Source organism: Acinetobacter sp. KB005, assembly GCF_049949095.1.
Lineage (GTDB): Bacteria > Pseudomonadota > Gammaproteobacteria > Pseudomonadales > Moraxellaceae > Acinetobacter > Acinetobacter calcoaceticus.
In genome coordinates this window covers 2,172,986-2,189,315 of sequence record NZ_CP188191.1, presented here as the reverse complement: position 1 = coordinate 2,189,315, position 16,330 = coordinate 2,172,986, and the positions used below count along the sequence as shown (strand labels likewise).

General features: G+C 36.1%; 19 protein-coding genes and 1 tRNA gene. 9 read left to right on the top strand and 11 right to left on the bottom strand.

Annotation, left to right across the window (positions count from 1 at the left end; translation table 11 throughout):
- Positions 1-36: 36 nt before the first annotated feature.
- Together ACPF64_RS10510 and ACPF64_RS10505 are read right to left on the bottom strand one after the other, a co-directional pair.
- Entirely contained in the window at positions 37-576 is a 540-nt protein-coding gene (locus ACPF64_RS10510) for a KdsC family phosphatase (protein WP_003650830.1), read from the bottom strand.
- Between the two features lie 3 nt (positions 577-579).
- Positions 580-1,557 (bottom strand): KpsF/GutQ family sugar-phosphate isomerase, encoded by a 978-nt coding sequence (locus tag ACPF64_RS10505; RefSeq protein WP_209830400.1) that lies wholly within the window; start codon positions 1,555-1,557, stop codon positions 580-582.
- A gap of 213 nt (positions 1,558-1,770) precedes the next feature.
- On the opposite strand from ACPF64_RS10505, the gene cysS reads away from it, so the two are divergent.
- The 3 genes from cysS to ACPF64_RS10490 all read left to right on the top strand — a co-directional run bounded on the left by cysS (position 1,771) and on the right by ACPF64_RS10490 (position 3,963).
- Positions 1,771-3,192, top strand: coding sequence for a cysteine--tRNA ligase (gene cysS / locus ACPF64_RS10500; protein ID WP_426453121.1), 1,422 nt, complete (start codon positions 1,771-1,773; stop codon positions 3,190-3,192).
- A gap of 63 nt (positions 3,193-3,255) precedes the next feature.
- Positions 3,256-3,331, top strand: a tRNA-Gly gene (locus ACPF64_RS10495).
- Between the two features lie 269 nt (positions 3,332-3,600).
- Positions 3,601-3,963 (top strand): hypothetical protein, encoded by a 363-nt coding sequence (locus tag ACPF64_RS10490; protein ID WP_426456132.1) that lies wholly within the window; start codon positions 3,601-3,603, stop codon positions 3,961-3,963.
- Positions 3,964-4,571: 608 nt separating this feature from the next.
- Here ACPF64_RS10490 and ACPF64_RS10485 read toward each other — a convergent pair.
- The 4 genes from ACPF64_RS10485 to ACPF64_RS10470 all read right to left on the bottom strand — a co-directional run bounded on the left by ACPF64_RS10485 (position 4,572) and on the right by ACPF64_RS10470 (position 7,406).
- Positions 4,572-5,474: a sce7725 family protein gene (locus ACPF64_RS10485; protein ID WP_426453119.1), complete on the bottom strand. Its 903-nt coding sequence runs from the start codon at positions 5,472-5,474 to the stop codon at positions 4,572-4,574.
- On the bottom strand, positions 5,432-6,322 hold the full coding sequence (locus ACPF64_RS10480; RefSeq protein ID WP_426453117.1) for a sce7726 family protein: 891 nt from the start codon (positions 6,320-6,322) through the stop codon (positions 5,432-5,434). Before ACPF64_RS10480 ends, ACPF64_RS10485 begins: the two co-directional genes overlap by 43 nt.
- 222 nt (positions 6,323-6,544) lie before the next feature.
- Positions 6,545-6,874, bottom strand: coding sequence for a hypothetical protein (locus ACPF64_RS10475; RefSeq protein WP_003650820.1), 330 nt, complete (start codon positions 6,872-6,874; stop codon positions 6,545-6,547).
- A gap of 85 nt (positions 6,875-6,959) precedes the next feature.
- Positions 6,960-7,406, bottom strand: coding sequence for a winged helix-turn-helix transcriptional regulator (locus tag ACPF64_RS10470; RefSeq protein WP_426453114.1), 447 nt, complete (start codon positions 7,404-7,406; stop codon positions 6,960-6,962).
- Positions 7,407-7,517: 111 nt separating this feature from the next.
- On the opposite strand from ACPF64_RS10470, the gene ACPF64_RS10465 reads away from it, so the two are divergent.
- Together ACPF64_RS10465 and ACPF64_RS10460 are read left to right on the top strand one after the other, a co-directional pair.
- Positions 7,518-8,768 (top strand): MFS transporter, encoded by a 1,251-nt coding sequence (locus ACPF64_RS10465; protein WP_426453112.1) that lies wholly within the window; start codon positions 7,518-7,520, stop codon positions 8,766-8,768.
- An 83-nt stretch (positions 8,769-8,851) separates the two neighbouring features.
- Positions 8,852-9,256, top strand: a complete 405-nt coding sequence (locus ACPF64_RS10460; RefSeq protein WP_426453110.1) for a hypothetical protein — start codon at positions 8,852-8,854, stop codon at positions 9,254-9,256.
- Positions 9,257-9,351: 95 nt separating this feature from the next.
- On the opposite strand, the gene ACPF64_RS10455 is transcribed toward ACPF64_RS10460, so the two are convergent.
- Positions 9,352-10,599, bottom strand: a complete 1,248-nt coding sequence (locus tag ACPF64_RS10455; RefSeq protein WP_426453108.1) for a mechanosensitive ion channel family protein — start codon at positions 10,597-10,599, stop codon at positions 9,352-9,354.
- Positions 10,600-10,856: 257 nt separating this feature from the next.
- On the opposite strand from ACPF64_RS10455, the gene ACPF64_RS10450 reads away from it, so the two are divergent.
- The 3 genes from ACPF64_RS10450 (at position 10,857) to ACPF64_RS10440 (ending at position 13,010) form a co-directional block, all read left to right on the top strand.
- Positions 10,857-11,219, top strand: coding sequence for a DUF3592 domain-containing protein (locus ACPF64_RS10450; protein WP_426453106.1), 363 nt, complete (start codon positions 10,857-10,859; stop codon positions 11,217-11,219).
- Positions 11,220-11,547: 328 nt separating this feature from the next.
- Positions 11,548-11,781 carry a DUF2171 domain-containing protein gene (locus tag ACPF64_RS10445; protein ID WP_005041820.1) on the top strand — a complete coding sequence of 78 codons (234 nt, stop codon included), beginning with the start codon at positions 11,548-11,550 and terminating at the stop codon, positions 11,779-11,781.
- A 284-nt stretch (positions 11,782-12,065) separates the two neighbouring features.
- Positions 12,066-13,010 carry a metal-dependent hydrolase gene (locus ACPF64_RS10440; protein ID WP_426453104.1) on the top strand — a complete coding sequence of 315 codons (945 nt, stop codon included), beginning with the start codon at positions 12,066-12,068 and terminating at the stop codon, positions 13,008-13,010.
- Between the two features lie 67 nt (positions 13,011-13,077).
- On the opposite strand, the gene ACPF64_RS10435 is transcribed toward ACPF64_RS10440, so the two are convergent.
- From ACPF64_RS10435 to ACPF64_RS10425, 3 genes are all read right to left on the bottom strand, one after another.
- Positions 13,078-13,632, bottom strand: a complete 555-nt coding sequence (locus ACPF64_RS10435) for a TetR/AcrR family transcriptional regulator (protein WP_426453102.1) — start codon at positions 13,630-13,632, stop codon at positions 13,078-13,080.
- Between the two features lie 646 nt (positions 13,633-14,278).
- Entirely contained in the window at positions 14,279-14,701 is a 423-nt protein-coding gene (locus ACPF64_RS10430) for a hypothetical protein (RefSeq protein WP_426453100.1), read from the bottom strand.
- 82 nt (positions 14,702-14,783) lie between these two features.
- Entirely contained in the window at positions 14,784-14,909 is a 126-nt protein-coding gene (locus tag ACPF64_RS10425) for a YHYH domain-containing protein (RefSeq protein ID WP_005076872.1), read from the bottom strand.
- A 154-nt stretch (positions 14,910-15,063) separates the two neighbouring features.
- Here ACPF64_RS10425 and ACPF64_RS10420 point away from each other — a divergent pair, with 154 nt between their 5' ends.
- Positions 15,064-15,561: an AAA family ATPase gene (locus tag ACPF64_RS10420; RefSeq protein WP_426453097.1), complete on the top strand. Its 498-nt coding sequence runs from the start codon at positions 15,064-15,066 to the stop codon at positions 15,559-15,561.
- A 258-nt stretch (positions 15,562-15,819) separates the two neighbouring features.
- On the opposite strand, the gene ACPF64_RS10415 is transcribed toward ACPF64_RS10420, so the two are convergent.
- On the bottom strand, positions 15,820-16,158 hold the full coding sequence (locus ACPF64_RS10415) for a hypothetical protein (protein WP_426453095.1): 339 nt from the start codon (positions 16,156-16,158) through the stop codon (positions 15,820-15,822).
- Between the last annotated feature and the right edge of the window lie 172 nt (positions 16,159-16,330).

Below are 16,330 nucleotides of genomic sequence, written 5' to 3'. Positions count from 1 at the left end.
AGCAGGAATAGCCTACCTTTTTAAGTAATCTTATTATTAATGCGGTACTGCAAGATATTTTTCAAGAAGTTCTTGGTAAATGCCTTTTGCGATCAGCAACATATCACAGACTTCTCGTACAGCACCGCGTCCACCCATCGACTGTGTCACTAAATGCGCACGACGACGCACTTCTTCATGCCCATTTGGCACAGTGACACTCATTCCTGCGATTGCGAAAGCAGATAAATCAGGCCAGTCATCGCCCATATATAAGCAATCAGAAGGCAGAATATTAAACTGTGCACAAGCTTCACGTAGCGCAGAACCTTTGTCTTCACGCCCTTGAAAAACGAGATCTACACCTAAATCAGACATACGTTTTTCAACGATATTACTTTTTCGGCCTGTAATAATGATGATTTTCATGCCCGCTTGCTGCGCAAGTTTCATACCTAAACCATCACGAATATCAAACGATTTAATCTCATCACCACTATTCGTTAAAGTTACAAAACCATCACTCAAAATACCATCAACATCCAGAACCAATGCCTGTAAATGACGTGCTTGTTCTAACAATGCATAAGATGCCATTGATTAATTTACCCCTGCCTGAATAAGGTCATGCATACTAATTACACCAATCACTTTATTTTGGTCATCAACCACAACAAATTGACTGATTTTTTTCAGGTTAAGCTGTTGTAGAGCTTCTACTGCACGTGCTTCTTGAGAAATAGTTGACGGTTTTTTTGTCATTACTTCAGAAACAGGTAAATTCACATCGAAACCTTGCTGTTTATCAATTAAACGACGCAAGTCACCATCGGTGAAAATACCAAGCAAATGTTCCTCATCATCAACAATCGTGGTCAAGCCTAAACGCTTATTAGAAATTTCGTAAAGCACTTGATTCATTGGTGTGTCTGGTGAAACTTTTGGCAATTCATCGCCTGTATGCATCAGATGCTTTACATGTAAAAGTAAACGCTTACCCAATGCTCCTGCGGGATGCGAACGCGCAAAATCATCTGCAGTAAAACCACGTGCTTCAAGTAAAGCAACAGCCAGTGCATCACCCAATACTAAAGTCGCTGTTGTGCTCGATGTCGGAGCTAATCCGAGTGGGCATGCTTCATCAGACTCGCCTAAGGTTAAAGCGATGTCGGCATTTTGAGGCATTGGCCCTTTATCAGTACGGCTAATCGTAATAAGAGGTACACCAAGATGTTTGATGAGTGGCATCAACATCATGATTTCATCACTTTTTCCAGAATTGGAAATCGCAATTAAAACGTCACCGCGAACCAGCATACCCAAATCACCATGCCCAGCTTCGCCCGGATGCATAAAGAAAGAAGGTGTACCAGTTGAAGCAAAAGTCGCAGCCATTTTACGGCCAATATGCCCTGACTTACCCATGCCAGTAATCACAACACGGCCTTTACACTGTAACAATATTTCACAAGCCTGACTAAAACTGTCATTAATTTGTGTTGCTAGCACGTCTAAGGCTTGCTGCTCAATACGCAATGTTGCTAATGCGCTGCTTTGAAAATCTGTAGGATTGGGCATACGAGTTTGACTCAAAATAATTGATCTGATCTCTTGTGAAGATCGGTGATTTTAATCAAAAGATTTGGGGGCATTCTAACATAACTCAATCATTTACACGTTTTTAAATGTATAAGATTTCACAAGCTTATAAAATTCTTGTATAAAACTTTGTGAAAAATGATGCATCAGTTATGATGTAACACTGTTTTTGTTGAGTGTTTGAAAACCCTTATGCAACCGTTTGTTTTATATAACTCTGAGCAACGAAAAAAAGTTGAATTTGTACCTCGCAAAGAAGGTCACATCGATATGTACGTCTGCGGTATGACCGTTTACGATTACTGTCATATCGGGCATGCTCGAGTTATGGTTGCATTTGACTACATTATACGTTTCTTACGTAGTCAAGGCTGGAGTGTTCGCTATATTCGCAACATTACCGACATTGACGACAAAATCATTAAACGTGCGAATGAAAATGGTGAAACCATTCAACAGCTCACCACTCGTTTCATTGATGCAATGAATGAAGATGCGGCAAATCTAGGCTGTGCCGCACCCGATGAAGCACCTAAAGCGACCGAATATATTGATCAGATGCAAAACATGATTGGCAATCTGGTCAATAAAGGTTCTGCTTACCCTGCTTCAAACGGCGATGTTTATTTTGAAGTCACTAAATTTGAAAAATATGGTCGCCTCTCTGGTCGTAAGCTTGATGATATGCAAGCTGGTGCGAGTGAGCGTGTTGACGTAGAAGTTGAAAAGAAACATCCGTTTGACTTTGTACTTTGGAAACATGCCAAAGAAAATGAACCATCGTGGGCGTCACCTTGGGGTAATGGTCGTCCGGGCTGGCACATTGAATGTTCTGCGATGTCGACTTGCTGCTTAGGTAATCACTTTGATATTCATGGTGGTGGTTCAGATTTAATGTTCCCACATCATGAAAATGAAATTGCTCAAAGTGAAGCGTCAACTGGTGAACAATATGTGAACTACTGGATGCATGTTGGCTTCATTAACGTTGATGGTGAAAAGATGTCTAAGTCTTTAGGCAACTTCTTTACTATTCGTGATGTGATGGAGAAATTCCACCCTGAAGTGATTCGCTACTTTATTGTGTCTTCGCACTATCGTAGTCCTGTGAACTTCTCTGATGTGGCATTGAAAGAAGCAAAAACTTCTTTAACTCGCTTCTATCATTCATTTAAAGCTTATCAACAAGTGTATGGTCAAACGACAACTGAAACGCTTGATCAAAGCTTTATTGAGCGTTTTAACAATGCAATGTGTGATGACTTCAACACTGCCGAAGCTATGGCTGTATTGTTTGAACTCAACAAAGAGTTAAACCGTGCTGTAAAAGAAGAGCAAGCTGACCAAGCGACTGTGCTTTATTCAACATTACGTCACCTCACCAACATTTTAGGTTTGGTACAACACAATGTAGATGCTTTCTTAAAATCAGATATTGGACAAGAAGCGCTTGCTTTGTCTGATGCTGAAATTGAAGATTTTATTCAACAACGTGTTGATGCGAAAAAAGCAAAAGACTTTGCTAAAGCAGATGGTATTCGCCAGTCTTTGCTCGACCAAGGTGTTGTATTAGAGGATACGCGTCAAGGTACAGTTTGGCGTCGTGCTGATTAAATGTTCAATTAAATCACAAGAGTGTTGACACTTCAGTGAAACACTCTATAATGTGCTCACATTGCGGGAATAGCTCAGTTGGTAGAGCATAACCTTGCCAAGGTTGGGGTCGCGAGTTCGAGTCTCGTTTCCCGCTCCAAAATTTAAAGACCACTTAATTCGAAAGAATTAGGTGGTCTTTTTATTGTCTATTAGTTCGCTAAAAAAGTTAGATTGCTCCCACCTCTTCTAATAATTATCTTTAATCAAATTTGACGGGCTGCATTCTTTCAACAAAGGACAAGACGGAAGAATTAAGACGGAGGTACACTTCCCTAACAAATTAATTGTTTGGGGATGATCCCCCTCGATTAATATCAAAGTGTATTTAACTCACATATAGGTGTGAACTTGGATATTTATAAAAAAATGATTTGTTCCGCTATTAATATACTTTTGGTCGCTTGTCAGCCACAAGAATCGAGGGTCGGAAATAGCCATGTGGAAATACCTAGTTATCAATCTAATGGCGTTTTCGCCTCTGCACGATTAAGAGGGCCGTTACAGCTAAAACAAGAATGTCTATATGTAAATGATATTCTAATTATTTTCCCTGAAGGATATGCAGAATGGGATGCTAAAAATCAAACTTTAACTTATAAAGATAAGAAAATTGCTTTAGGTGAAGAATTAGATTTAACTGGGGGTTTTGGTCGGTTTGAGCGAGATAGTCAGCGAATTAAAAATTTAAGCCCTTTATGTGATCATACGACTATTTGGATTGCTGGATAACATAGGGATTTATTAAAAGTGCATTTCATAAATTGGAATGCACTTTTTCTTTTATGTGGTAATTGTCAAACTAATTACTCTTCAAATTGCCAAATAACTCAGCTTTAATTGTAAAAGTTTATTCGACACCATTCAAACATAACCTATTGTTATTTAATATTTATTAGAACCTTACTACGGTTGGGGTCGCGAGTTCGAGTCTCGTTTCCCGCTCCAAAATTTAAAAACCACTTAATTCAAAAGAATTAGGTGGTTTTTTTATGTCTATTGGTTAGGTTTGACTAGTCGAAATTATATAAAAGAAACTCTTTCTTTATATTCTGCGGCAACACCACCCTCTTTGTTGTCTAAATCTCATATATCAATTTCAGTATGAGATTAGTTATATATAGTTCATTGGTAGAGATAATAAATTATAAAGTCACTAGTTTTGAGACAATGCCTTTTTACACCCCATATATAATATTTAGCCCCTCAGCATGCTAAAGATTTTTTGACTAAATTAACGTATCTCCAGTGAAAAAAAGAAAATTTATTTAAAAGTCCCTTTTTAATCCACATAATAGTAATATTTTTGATAGAAAAATTTTATACAAACAATTTATCTTCTATCGATATAAAAAATCATTAAATGTTTCAATATGATGCATTATAGATAATTTCTTGACTTGACCTAATCCGGGAAAATGTTGTCTATGATTTAAATCACGGAACCCAGCAATTCCATTACTCTCAATAAAACTAAATTGTTTACTATTTACTTCATTAATTAAAATATTTAATGCATGCCTGAACTTATCTGGACCTTTCTTAGATGTTTTATCGTCAAATGATAAATAATGCCTTATATATTTTTCATGATAACGTTTTTCATCAATGTACGATAAATGGATTGCAACAACATAGGCGGGTCCACCACTTTCAGTGAATTCAGAGCCTGTAATCGTATAATCTCCAAAACCAATAACATTGGGCGATTTTTTATAATATGTATGAATTCCTGTAAATTTTGACTCAGATGGATAATTAGCATTTTTATCTTGAGATTGAAAAAAATCATCAAACAAAATGACATTTTTCATTTCTTCAAGTATGACTGGTGATACATCTGCTTTAATTATAGTTTTCTCTGCAGTATGAGAAGCCTGAACTAATTCCTGAGATGCTCCATTTGATATAATAGAATATCTGGATAATCCTTTAATGATATCCGCAGCTCTAGGATCTTGATAATTAATACATGGTAAGAATGAAAGATCACCTTTTTCATTTTGAATATTTTTATAACTAAGTATGGGATTACTTTTTTTGAAGTCTCCTTTATCTGGATTGACTATAACTACAGGTTCTATGCCTTTTTTATTTAATTCTTCAATAGCTTTAATTAAAGAAGAAAAATTATTTTTAACAGGTTCAATAATCGGCGTATAGTTACCTAATACATTAGCTTCAACTAACTCCCGTAAAGCTAAAAGTTCATTTTGTTTTCCTCTGAGGATTGGATAGTACATTTTATTGACCCCATATCATTAAAATATTTAATTAAGGTTTGTAATTCTTGCTTACTAAACTTATAACTTATTGCGGCATTAGTTAAACTATTTGGTAAGTGTTCAATAAACATACCATTATTTTTTCTGCTTTTCTTTAAAATTTTAATATATTTTTTATTTAACTCCTCTTCATCTTTATATGTATGAATGATTGAAGCACACTTTTCAAACATTAACATATTCGGTAAAGAAATTTTTTCACCAATTATCTCTTCTGCTAATAATTTATACTCATTTTGTCGCATAGAGCCAATCAACAAATCTCTATTTAATGATTTTTCCCTTTGAGATGCTTTACGTAATATTTTTAGTGTATTTCTCGAAGTCAAGGTTATTACCCCAACATTTTGTGGAAACTCATTTAAAATAGTATTTTCATATTTTTTAGCGCAAACAATATAAATTTCATCAAATAACTGTTGATAAGAGTTTAGCTGATCCTCAAGCCTTACCAATGAGTCATAATCAGTTTTTATTTCATAACAAATTGATTTTCCATTTAAAATTACGCAATCGGCTTTATTCATCCCAACATGAAACTCCGATAACATCGTCGCCGTATTTAAAGAATGTTTTCCTAGAAATATTTTATTGGCAATGAAATTTTTAAATACATACTCATTTGGGTATTGTTTACTAAGAATCTGAAACGATAAATCATAGATTTCTCTTAATGATAATTCATTCTCTTGAGATGGGAAGAAATTTTCTGCTATTTCCTGAATATATGAAAAATCCCCCTTAGTAATATCATTTAAGATATTACTATTAAAGACTTTCGATAATTTTTTATATTCTAGAATCATAGCTATCGAAATACCCCCCTATTTATAATTACAAAAAAGCACCCCGACCTTCGAACTTCTGGGTGCTTTGCATAACAGCGATATAAGTATGAGTCAAAACCCTCTTCTTAGTCAAACCACAAGACACCTATACCAAATCAATTTTTAAAGAGAATTGTCCTTTTCACTTATCACTTCTTAAAGCCAAGTAGCCTAGAAGTTAGCTATTCTGCCCTAACCCTCTCAAATATTTTTAGCTAAATCTTTTGCCAAACATTGTTCATGCCACGTGGTTTGGAAGTTCTCGACAGCTTTTGATTTAATGAGAGGGTCTTCAAATAATTTTGAAGAATATGCAGATTTGATAAGCTCTTGATAAATTTGTTTGGCTTGTTCCTCTTCAAGATGATTCGCTATGTCATGCAACTCTTTAGCTGGCACCTCATGTTGTCTAGCATCCATCACGCCACTTGCTGCTTTTTTTACAGTTTCGCAGTAATGAAGCTGCATTGCTTCTGATGCTGCATAACATGGAATAGAAATTGCGCTGATAAAGAGGAATATAAATCTCATAGTCTCACCTTAATTTGACGCGCAAGGGTACCAACTAATCTGCCCAAATTTAAGTTAAAAAAGGTTATTTTTGTTTTCTCTTCTTTTATTTCACCTTTTGCACTTGAGTATTAGAAGCTCTCAGCACTGTTCCATCTGCCGCGACTGGCGCCATAAATGGAATTTTCTGGCCTGTATTTTTATCAATTAAAAGAGAATGACGCTCACCACTTTCAAATAAGTTGTGCTCACCCCATTGTCGTAGAGCCACAACCACTGGAAACAAACTCTCCCCTTTAGCGGTCAACACATACTCTTGATAAGCCGTACCATCCGAAGCATCTTGCATTTCAAGAACGTCTGCATCAACTAACTTTTTCAGTCGATCAGAAAGAATATTTCGCGCAACTCCCAGACTCCGCTGGAAGTCTCCAAAACGGCGCATTCCATCAAAAGCATCACGCACAATAAGCAGTGACCAACGGTCTCCAATCAGATTGACACAGCGTGCAACAGGACAAGGTTCTTCTTTTAAAGCTGTAGAGTTCGCCATCAGATTTCCTTAAAAATAATCAGGAATAAAATATCTAGTTGCATTTTAAAACTAGTCAATCTAACATTCAACTAGTTTCATTTTAAAACCAGATTGAATGGATTTAGGATTATGAAAGCCTCTCTTGCATCTTCAACTTCACCCACAGAAAACAATAGACCGCTTTCGAGCATGCCTCGTGGCGTCATATTGCTGTTTGCTATTACAAGTGGTGCAAGCGTAGCAAATGTCTATTATGCACAGCCCTTACTCGACATATTGGCTACGGACTTTAACATTAGCCATGCCGCCATCGGTGGTGTAGTTACAGCCACGCAAATTGGTTGTGCACTGGCCCTCGTGTTTCTGGTGCCGTTGGGCGATCTTGTAAATCGACGTCGATTAATGGCTATACAGTTACTGGCTCTAGTATCTGCATTGCTAGTTGTTGCATTTGCTCATTCTGTTGTTGTTCTTTTGGCAGGAATGCTTGTAGTGGGTTTACTGGGTACAGCCATGACACAAGGGCTTATCGCTTATGCTGCGAGTGCTGCTCTCCCACATGAGCAAGGACATGTAGTTGGCACTGCACAAAGTGGTGTGTTCATTGGTTTACTGCTTGCCCGAGTATTTTCAGGAGGAATCAGTGATGTAGCGGGTTGGCGTGGCGTGTACTTTTGTGCAGCTGTAATCATGCTCATGATTGCTTTACCCCTCTGGAGACGACTTCCTCATTTAAAAGTTCAGCCCGTTTCAATGCGCTACCCACAGCTTCTGGCTTCTATGTTAAAACTGCTGCACCAAGAAAAAGTACTTCAAGTGCGCTGTGTCTTAGCTTTACTCATGTTCGCGGCATTCAATATTTTTTGGAGCGCACTAGTATTGCCATTGAGTGAGCCACCTTATAATTTTTCACATACGATTATTGGATCTTTTGGTCTTGTCGGAGTTGTTGGTGCTCTGGCTGCTGCACGTGCTGGACAGTGGGCCGACCGCGGATATGCCCAACGTACAAGCTTGGCGGCACTCGTAATATTACTGCTTGCTTGGGGTCCACTTTCACTCATGGCGTACTCGCTCTGGGCATTGGTGATTGGCATAGTATTGCTAGACTTGGGCGGACAAGCTTTACATGTGACCAATCAGAGTATGATTTTTCGTACTCGCCCAGAAGCTCATAGCCGCCTTGTTGGTCTATACATGCTGTTTTATGCAATTGGTAGTGGACTGGGTGCGATCAGTACAACCGCTACTTACGCCTATGCTGGATGGCTTGGAGTGTGTGCACTCGGTGCAGGTGTGAGTCTGTTGGCGCTATTATTTTGGTGGATGACACGTCATATCTTGCCCAAAAACACAGACGAAAAAGATAACAATATATGAATTAGTAAAATATAATAAGATGAAATCTTCTCTAACAACCTAAATGTTGATATGCAACGTTAGTCCATTACTATCAAAAATATATGGAAGTCCCTAAAGGAATAAAATTGGGTATTAATAATAAATTGATTTGCACAGTTCTGTTGGTACTCCTTACGGGATGTCAGCGGCAAGAAGCGAACGAAAATACAAGTGCTGTAAAACTCCCTGTTTATCAGTTTAATGGCGTTTCTGCATCAGCACGCTTAAAAGGAATATTGCAGTTAAAACAAGAGTGTCTTTATGTGAACGATATACTCATTATCTTTCCAGAACATACGGCTCATTGGGATTCTGAAAAAGAATCTTTGAGTTATAAAGGCAAGCATATCGCTCTAGGCAGCAAATTAGATATTGCTGGAGGCATTGGTGACTTTGAGCAAGATAACCTACGCATTAAACATTTAAGCCCAATGTGTGATCATCAGAACATTTGGTTTGCTGGATAATCTACAGTGAAGGATTCGAGTTCAATATTGAAAGAAAGCCCCCATATGGGAGCTTTTCCAAAGTAGTTTAAGACCTGTTATCTAGAGATAAAGACTTAACTTGGATTAATCTCTGACGTTAATCTTTGTAAATCATGCCCCGAAGGCGCTTGGTAAACACGTAAACCAAATTCAGGAAGAATCGCAATTAAATGATCAAAAATGTCTGATTGAATTGCTTCATAGGAAACCCATGCAGTTGTATTGCTAAATGCATAAATTTCTAACGGCAAACCTTGGCTGGTCGGCTGTAATTGGCGAACCATAATCGTTTGATTTTGAGCAATCCCCTTATGTTGGCGCAAATAAAATTCAACATAGGCTCTAAATGTACCGATATTGGTTAAACGGCGTTTGTTATAACGAGATTGATTGCTTAAATGTTTATTGAATTCTTCAATTTCAGAATTCTTTGCATCAAGATATTGATCTAATAATAAAAATTCTTTGAGCTTTTGTTGCTCTTCATCAGTCATAAAATGAACACTACTTTGATCAAGAAAGAGTGAACGCTTCATACGACGGCAACCCGCATTGCTCATGCCACGCCAGTTTTTAAAAGTATCTGTAACGAGCTTATTGGTTGGAATGGTGGTGTAGGTTTTATCAAAATTTTGAACAGTCACTGTATGTAGTGAAATATCGATCACATCACCATCCGCATTCAATGAGGGCATCTCAATCCAATCTCCAATTCGCACCATGTCATAAGAGGCAATTTGTACACTCGCCACTAAAGACAAAATGGTGTTTTGGAAAACCAGCATTAATACTGCTGCCATCGCACCAAAACCTGCAAGTAAAGTGAACACATCCTTTTTAAGGAATGTGCCCAAAATCATAAGGCCACACACAACGAATAAAATTAATTTAACAAGTTGTAAGTAACCTTTAATCGGCTTGTTTCTAGATTTTGGATTACGTTGATAAATGAGGTTAAAGATATTTAACAGCTCGCTGACTGTAAGCGCGAGTGTAAGAAAAATAAATGCTTGCGCCCCCATTTCGACAAAAGTAATAAACTTCGGCGTTAGATGAGGAACTGTTGCAATACCGTTCATAATCACAACAGCTGGAACAATATTTGCAAATTTCTTTATGACACTATGTTGGGCAAAAATAGATTGATTGGGTGATTTGAACTTTGTGACTAAGTGACGAACGCCCCGAACAATAATGCGTTTAGCAATAAAATTTGCTATTGCTGCAAATAAAATCAAAATCGTGAGTGAAACAAACATCTCAAGCCAAGGATAGTGGCTTAGCTCAACCCGAATATCACGAAAAAAATTTAAAAAATCCAAACTCATACCCCTTAAAACTTTATTTTCTAGAATTTTAAGGGTTAAAGCATTTGATAATAAGACTTGTTTACATATGTAGTCATAAATACAACAACTAAGTTATATACCCAGCCCAAATTTAATTACGAATCTCATGATTTTTGACGCTTAACTATGATGTCTTAGCTACTTATGTTTTAGATCGTTTATATAACGTAGATCGAATGAATCGGTTCATTTAGAATAATGTGTTAAACGAATAATTTTGGTTCTAGTGAGTGAAATTTTCTGACTTTTTGACTTTTATTGGATTAATCTGGTTCACCTTATTCTTTATCTATATTGCTTGGACCTTTTTTCTTAAAAGTCTGGTTCATAAATTTTTAATTTATAAACGAGGAATCATTACCTCTGCCGAAGTTGTGTATTTTCAAGATTCTCTCGTCAAAGTTCAATATCGCCCTTTATGTCACATAAAATTAAAATTCCAAGCTGAGCAAGGTCAAATTATGACTGAAAATCTAAAGGTGCTTATTGCTAAACAAAATCACGATCAATATAAAGTCGGTAGCATAATAAAAATTAAATATGATCCACAAAATTTAAAGAATATTTCGATATTAGGAGAAGTTATGTTTTGAGTCATTTGTGGTTATTTAAAAAGTCACCTCCTATCAATCACATAAATATTCGCGACACAATAAAATACCACAATATTAACTAAAAACAAATACTTATAAAAATAAACTAACCTCACCTAAAGACTTCTGCTTAAATAAACACATTAATTGTAATAAAAAGATAATTATTATTAGTTTTATATCTAATTATTTCATTGTTACTCAAATATATTCATTAAGTGAGTTTATAAACCGATCCTGTAAGGTTTATTAAAAATTCAACATTTAGCTCATTATTTAAAGTAATTTAGTTTCTACCGTTTTTCTATTTTCAAAGAAGAGGTCTAAAATGAATACTTTAAATATTACTGACATTCAAAAACACGCAGATGTTATTGCTTCTTGTGGTACTAAAGTAGGAACAGTCGACCATCTCGATGGTGAAAATCAATTAAAGCTTACTCGAGACGAAAGTGGTCAACATCATCTCATTCCTACTGCGTGGATTGGGGAAGTAAAAGAAAACCAAGTCATACTCAATAAAAATTCAGAAGAAGTTAAAGATCAATGGCAAGCAATCTAGGCTTTTAAGCACGGCGAGTTACTTACCGTAAGCTTTATAATAAAAAGTTTTAGCTTATAAAAAATGAATAGGCTTAAAGAATTTAAAGCCTAGATTATAAAAATGAAGGCTCCTTTTAATAAAGGAGCCTTTTTTATTGACCGAACCTCTTACTTAGACCTTTTTTATCTCTATAAGCCTTTTGTAAGATGTTTTTGTCCCTTAAGCACATGGTGATCGATTTTACTTAATGCTAAAAATTGTGCATTCGCATTAAATGAATAATTATGAATAGGGTGACGTATATGATCACAGGGAATCATCAGCTTAAAGCTCGAAAAGTATATTTTGATTTCGCGGAGTCATCTGTCTGCTGGATGCCGAATGATCCGTTATGCTCACATGTAGCAAATGGTATCAATATGCTTTTACCGGCTGGCGAGTTCTGGTTCTGTCGAGTGTTTAATAAAACCCTTCCCTACATTACCGATGAAACATTGAAACAAGAAGTAGTAGGCTTTGTCCGCCAAGAAGCAGCGCATGCACGTGCCCATGAAAAAGCTCAAGACTTTTTACGTGAAAATGGCTATGACATTCAAGATCCACTCAACCGTGCGCATTTTGTTTTTAATATTTTATTGGGCGATAAACCCTTTGGTCTGCCGCTTGTAAAAGGCAAAAAACTTGAAGAATATTGGTTACTTTTCCGAGTAGGTGTTATTGCTGCAATTGAGCACTTTACCGGAACTATTGGTCAGTGGACACTTGATAGCAAGTCTTGGGATAGCGCTGACCCTGCAATGGCAGATTTATTCCGTTGGCACCTTGCCGAAGAAGTTGAACACCGCTGTGTTGCTTACGATTTATTTCAGCACCTTTTAACAAACAAGTTGGGTTTTTATGTGTCGCGCCAAGTCATTATGGCGGCTATTTTCCCACTGTTTATTTACTTCCTTGCTGATTTTGCACGTAGTCTAGGTAAGCAAGATTTAGAGCACGAAGACATTCAAAAATTGATGCGTCGTGGCTTCTTTAATTTCATTCGTGAATTTGAAAAAACGGCTACTCGCTCAGACAACCTACCGACCATTAAATATTTATGGAAAGCAACATTAAGATGGGTTTCTCCAAAATTTAACCCAATTCATGAAGGTGACACTGAACAAGCTTTGGCTTATATGGCTCGTTCACCTGCGGTTCAATATTTTGAACAAATGACCCATTCTACAAAACCTGCGACATTAAACTAAGCGCTTATTTCTTTCAAAGAAAAAGCCTCCTTGTTTGGAGGCTTTTTGTTATTTAACTTTCATTTAGTTAGGCAAAGTTTAAAAAGAAATAATCCAACAGCCGTGCGCTTTCATCTACCCCATTTTCGCCTAAAAGCTGGACCATTGCTCCATCAATCATAAATAAAAACATGTAAGCATCTTGGAGTGAAGCAGTAGATTTTAAGGTTAAAAGCAACTTATGAATTTCACCAACAAACCAGTTTCTATAATCAACTACGACTTTATAGGCAACCGGATAGAGCTTTTCAATTTCAAAAATTGCTTTAAAGGGCAAATGATAAAAGCCATTTAAGTCGGCATGTAGAAAATAAATCTCCTTAAGTTTATCGAGCACCATTTGTTCACGGTAAGAATTAGAAATTGAAAATACCTTGTCTTTTAGCGCGTCTTTTTGAAAAGTGAGACACATCTCGATGAGCCGTGCTTTTGAGTGAAAGTCGTTGTAAAAAGTAGCTTTGGCAACTTTGGCTTCTGCAATAATTTGGTCGACCCCGACCTTATGAAAGCCAAATTGATTAAATAAGTCTTTTGCGGTGTAAAGCACTCTGAGTGCTCTAAATGAAGATTCTAAATTTGGCATAGAAATACCGTTTAAATAATTTTTTGTTGTATCTAAAAGAGATAGAAATGCCGTCACTCTTAAAATGAGTGCTAAAAACAGGCATGAATAAGCAGCACAAAAATGTGCCTAAGCTATCTCAGGTTTTATTGTTGCTATGATTTTTGAGTCGTAACGATTCTTAAGGCGTAGAAAACCTAGAGTCGACTAAACCGTTTTAAAGACCATTTAGGCGGTATTGCTAGAGAGATTTTGGCAAAAGCCAATAAAGAAGAAATAGTACTCATGAGCGACTCCTTTTGATTTAGAAGAGTCTTACCAATTACTGTCAAATAATGGTGGCAAGACTAGAAGGGTTGACAGACTGGTACAAAAGGAAACCAGCGCACGCAAGCGTGCCCCTCCTAGCCTCACCATAAAGGCGTGACTTAAGAGAACGCACAAAACGAAACGTTGTTGTGCGCCTTTTGTACCAACTCTGTCAAAAGCTGACTGGCGATGTAGGCCAGCACGCAAAGCATAATCGGAGGGGTTTTAGGTGTCAATGTGATATTGGATAGAAATAAAGCTTTAAAATAATTTTAGTAAAAGGGTTTATTAATCCAATACAGAAGATTTAGTTTTTTTGAAACTTTTAAATATGAGTAAAACTTAAAAATGTACTCGACTATATTAATTCGTTAAGACTTTGAATACCGAGTTTTACACCATAACTTCCTTCACTATTGTCATCAAGCCAGCCACCATTAATTAAAGCTGGTACCGTCTGATTTATCACTTTACCAGCTAATAATTTAGCATCATCCCTACTTAAATAACCAACTGTTAAACCATTAATTTCAATTTTTACAGCGTTCTTATCATAAGCATTAAAAGGTTCAGAAACTACTCTAGCCATCACTTCTACATATTTTGATCTTTCTTGTTTAGGTCCAGCAATCTTTCTTAAATTAGCTTGATAAGACTGTTCTCCAACAATATCAAACAAATACTCTATTGGCCTTTCTGTTATAACAGTTTGTTTTTTATGTCTTTTAGCCAGTATTATCCATAAAACCAATAAACCAAATACCCCAAGTATCATTTCCATCTTTTGCCTCTTATTATTCAAAGAAGATTAGAATATTTAAAAGAGCAAACCGCAAAAACAGCTTACTCTTTTATAAATTTACTTAATGACAGTGATGGTCTCCAGTTTTACTATTCGTATGACATCCTTTAGAGTTTGTCCCCCCAGAATGAGCATTAACCTGTGTCACTGCCAAACCGATTAGACAAATGAATAAAAGTTTTTTCATGAGTTTATTTCCTTCAAGTTGGAATTATAATTGAGTATTTATTGTACAAAATAAATTATTAAGCTTTCATAAAAACAGATGAGTAACTTATGAACTTTAGTCTAGTTTCTATTTATAAAATTTCTACTCAAGCACTATTCAAAAAAGATAAACCATGAAAATTTGTATTGTAGGCCCTTCTGGTGCTGGTAAAACAACTATCGCCAAGAAATTAGCTGAAGAATTAAAGATATCTACTCATGCATTTGATGAGATCTACTGGGATTTAAGTGGAACTGAATTTGTAAAGAATTCCGAAGAAACTATCTCATTTGGTATTAAACAAATCATCTTACAAGATAGTTGGATTGTAGAGGGAGCTTACGATAAACGTTTACTTCCGCTACTTCTTGAATGCTCTTTAATTTTAAAGATGGAAGTACCTTTTTATTTAAGAACAATAAGGCTCCTGCAACGTTATCTAAAGTCTGTAGTTACAGGTAAAAGACCCAAAGAAACTCTAAAAAATACAATCGAGCTGATTCAGTTTTCACATCGTTTTGATAAACGCTTAGAAAAATTTTTGAGTAGTAATACTCAACTCTCTAGAAAGGTTATTTCTGTTCGTGACCTTTCATCAGCTATAAATGTAGTTCAAACAAATTTAAAATAATTTATCTCATCCTCTATGCCCAACGCGGTTAATTGATCCGTTTCTCGTTCGATGAGTTTGTCTTTATTATCTCAACGACAGATCCGAACTAAAGATGATCATTGATAGATCCAGAATTAGATGAGTTTTTATATTAGACTGCTTATTAGAGTGTGTTTTCTGGTTCAACTGGTAAATTTTATGTCGTGATACACCGATAAAATGAATAATTAAATCCATTTTATCGGCCTGCTAGAAGAGGTTTTTTAAAACCTTATTTTATTTTTTAATATAGTTTGGAAACTCTTTTAAAACCGTACCACATAAGTGGCCTTTCATATCTCCTCTCTTGCGTGCTTCAAATTGGTCCATACCTAATCTCATGACTTCTTTACCGTATTTATCACCTAGCTCATGCTTAGTACATTTTTCGGCTTCATGAATTAATTCTTGTGAAGAATAGTGATAATTACAATCAAGTTGAGCACGGCTTAAAAAACCATGTAGTTCAACTGTTTTCTCGCAGTGTGTTTGCCCTACAAGGCTTTGAGGTTCTTGAGCAGCATAGATTGATGTTCCTACTAATAAAGTAAAAACTGTTACTAAAAAATTACGCATTATTTCCCCGACAAAGTTATTAAAAGTATTAGTGGTAATGTTGCGGGCGTATTAAATAATAATTATTTATAAGTGTCTATTAATAAAAAGGAAATTAAATAAATCCCCTTCTCTTTTGAATACTTAATCTCCTTATAAAAATTGTGTGATTAAGTTTTATCAAATAAATGAT

Bases quoted from the DNA above. Each gene is read 5' to 3' on its own strand.
- ACPF64_RS10420 (WP_426453097.1), top strand. From the start codon at position 15,064: ATGAAAATTTGTATTGTAGGCCCTTCTGGTGCTGGTAAAACAACTATC.
- ACPF64_RS10435 (WP_426453102.1), bottom strand. From the start codon at position 13,632: ATGCCAAATTTAGAATCTTCATTTAGAGCACTCAGAGTGCTTTACACC.
- ACPF64_RS10425 (WP_005076872.1), bottom strand. From the start codon at position 14,909: ATGAAAAAACTTTTATTCATTTGTCTAATCGGTTTGGCAGTGACACAG.
- ACPF64_RS10485 (WP_426453119.1), bottom strand. From the start codon at position 5,474: ATGTACTATCCAATCCTCAGAGGAAAACAAAATGAACTTTTAGCTTTA.
- ACPF64_RS10415 (WP_426453095.1), bottom strand. From the start codon at position 16,158: ATGCGTAATTTTTTAGTAACAGTTTTTACTTTATTAGTAGGAACATCA.
- ACPF64_RS10470 (WP_426453114.1), bottom strand. From the start codon at position 7,406: ATGGCGAACTCTACAGCTTTAAAAGAAGAACCTTGTCCTGTTGCACGC.
- ACPF64_RS10440 (WP_426453104.1), top strand. From the start codon at position 12,066: ATGATCACAGGGAATCATCAGCTTAAAGCTCGAAAAGTATATTTTGAT.
- ACPF64_RS10475 (WP_003650820.1), bottom strand. From the start codon at position 6,874: ATGAGATTTATATTCCTCTTTATCAGCGCAATTTCTATTCCATGTTAT.
- ACPF64_RS10430 (WP_426453100.1), bottom strand. From the start codon at position 14,701: ATGGAAATGATACTTGGGGTATTTGGTTTATTGGTTTTATGGATAATA.
- ACPF64_RS10465 (WP_426453112.1), top strand. From the start codon at position 7,518: ATGAAAGCCTCTCTTGCATCTTCAACTTCACCCACAGAAAACAATAGA.
- cysS (WP_426453121.1), top strand. From the start codon at position 1,771: ATGCAACCGTTTGTTTTATATAACTCTGAGCAACGAAAAAAAGTTGAA.
- ACPF64_RS10510 (WP_003650830.1), bottom strand. From the start codon at position 576: ATGGCATCTTATGCATTGTTAGAACAAGCACGTCATTTACAGGCATTG.
- ACPF64_RS10445 (WP_005041820.1), top strand. From the start codon at position 11,548: ATGAATACTTTAAATATTACTGACATTCAAAAACACGCAGATGTTATT.
- ACPF64_RS10480 (WP_426453117.1), bottom strand. From the start codon at position 6,322: ATGATTCTAGAATATAAAAAATTATCGAAAGTCTTTAATAGTAATATC.
- ACPF64_RS10505 (WP_209830400.1), bottom strand. From the start codon at position 1,557: ATGCCCAATCCTACAGATTTTCAAAGCAGCGCATTAGCAACATTGCGT.
- ACPF64_RS10490 (WP_426456132.1), top strand. From the start codon at position 3,601: ATGATTTGTTCCGCTATTAATATACTTTTGGTCGCTTGTCAGCCACAA.
- ACPF64_RS10460 (WP_426453110.1), top strand. From the start codon at position 8,852: ATGGAAGTCCCTAAAGGAATAAAATTGGGTATTAATAATAAATTGATT.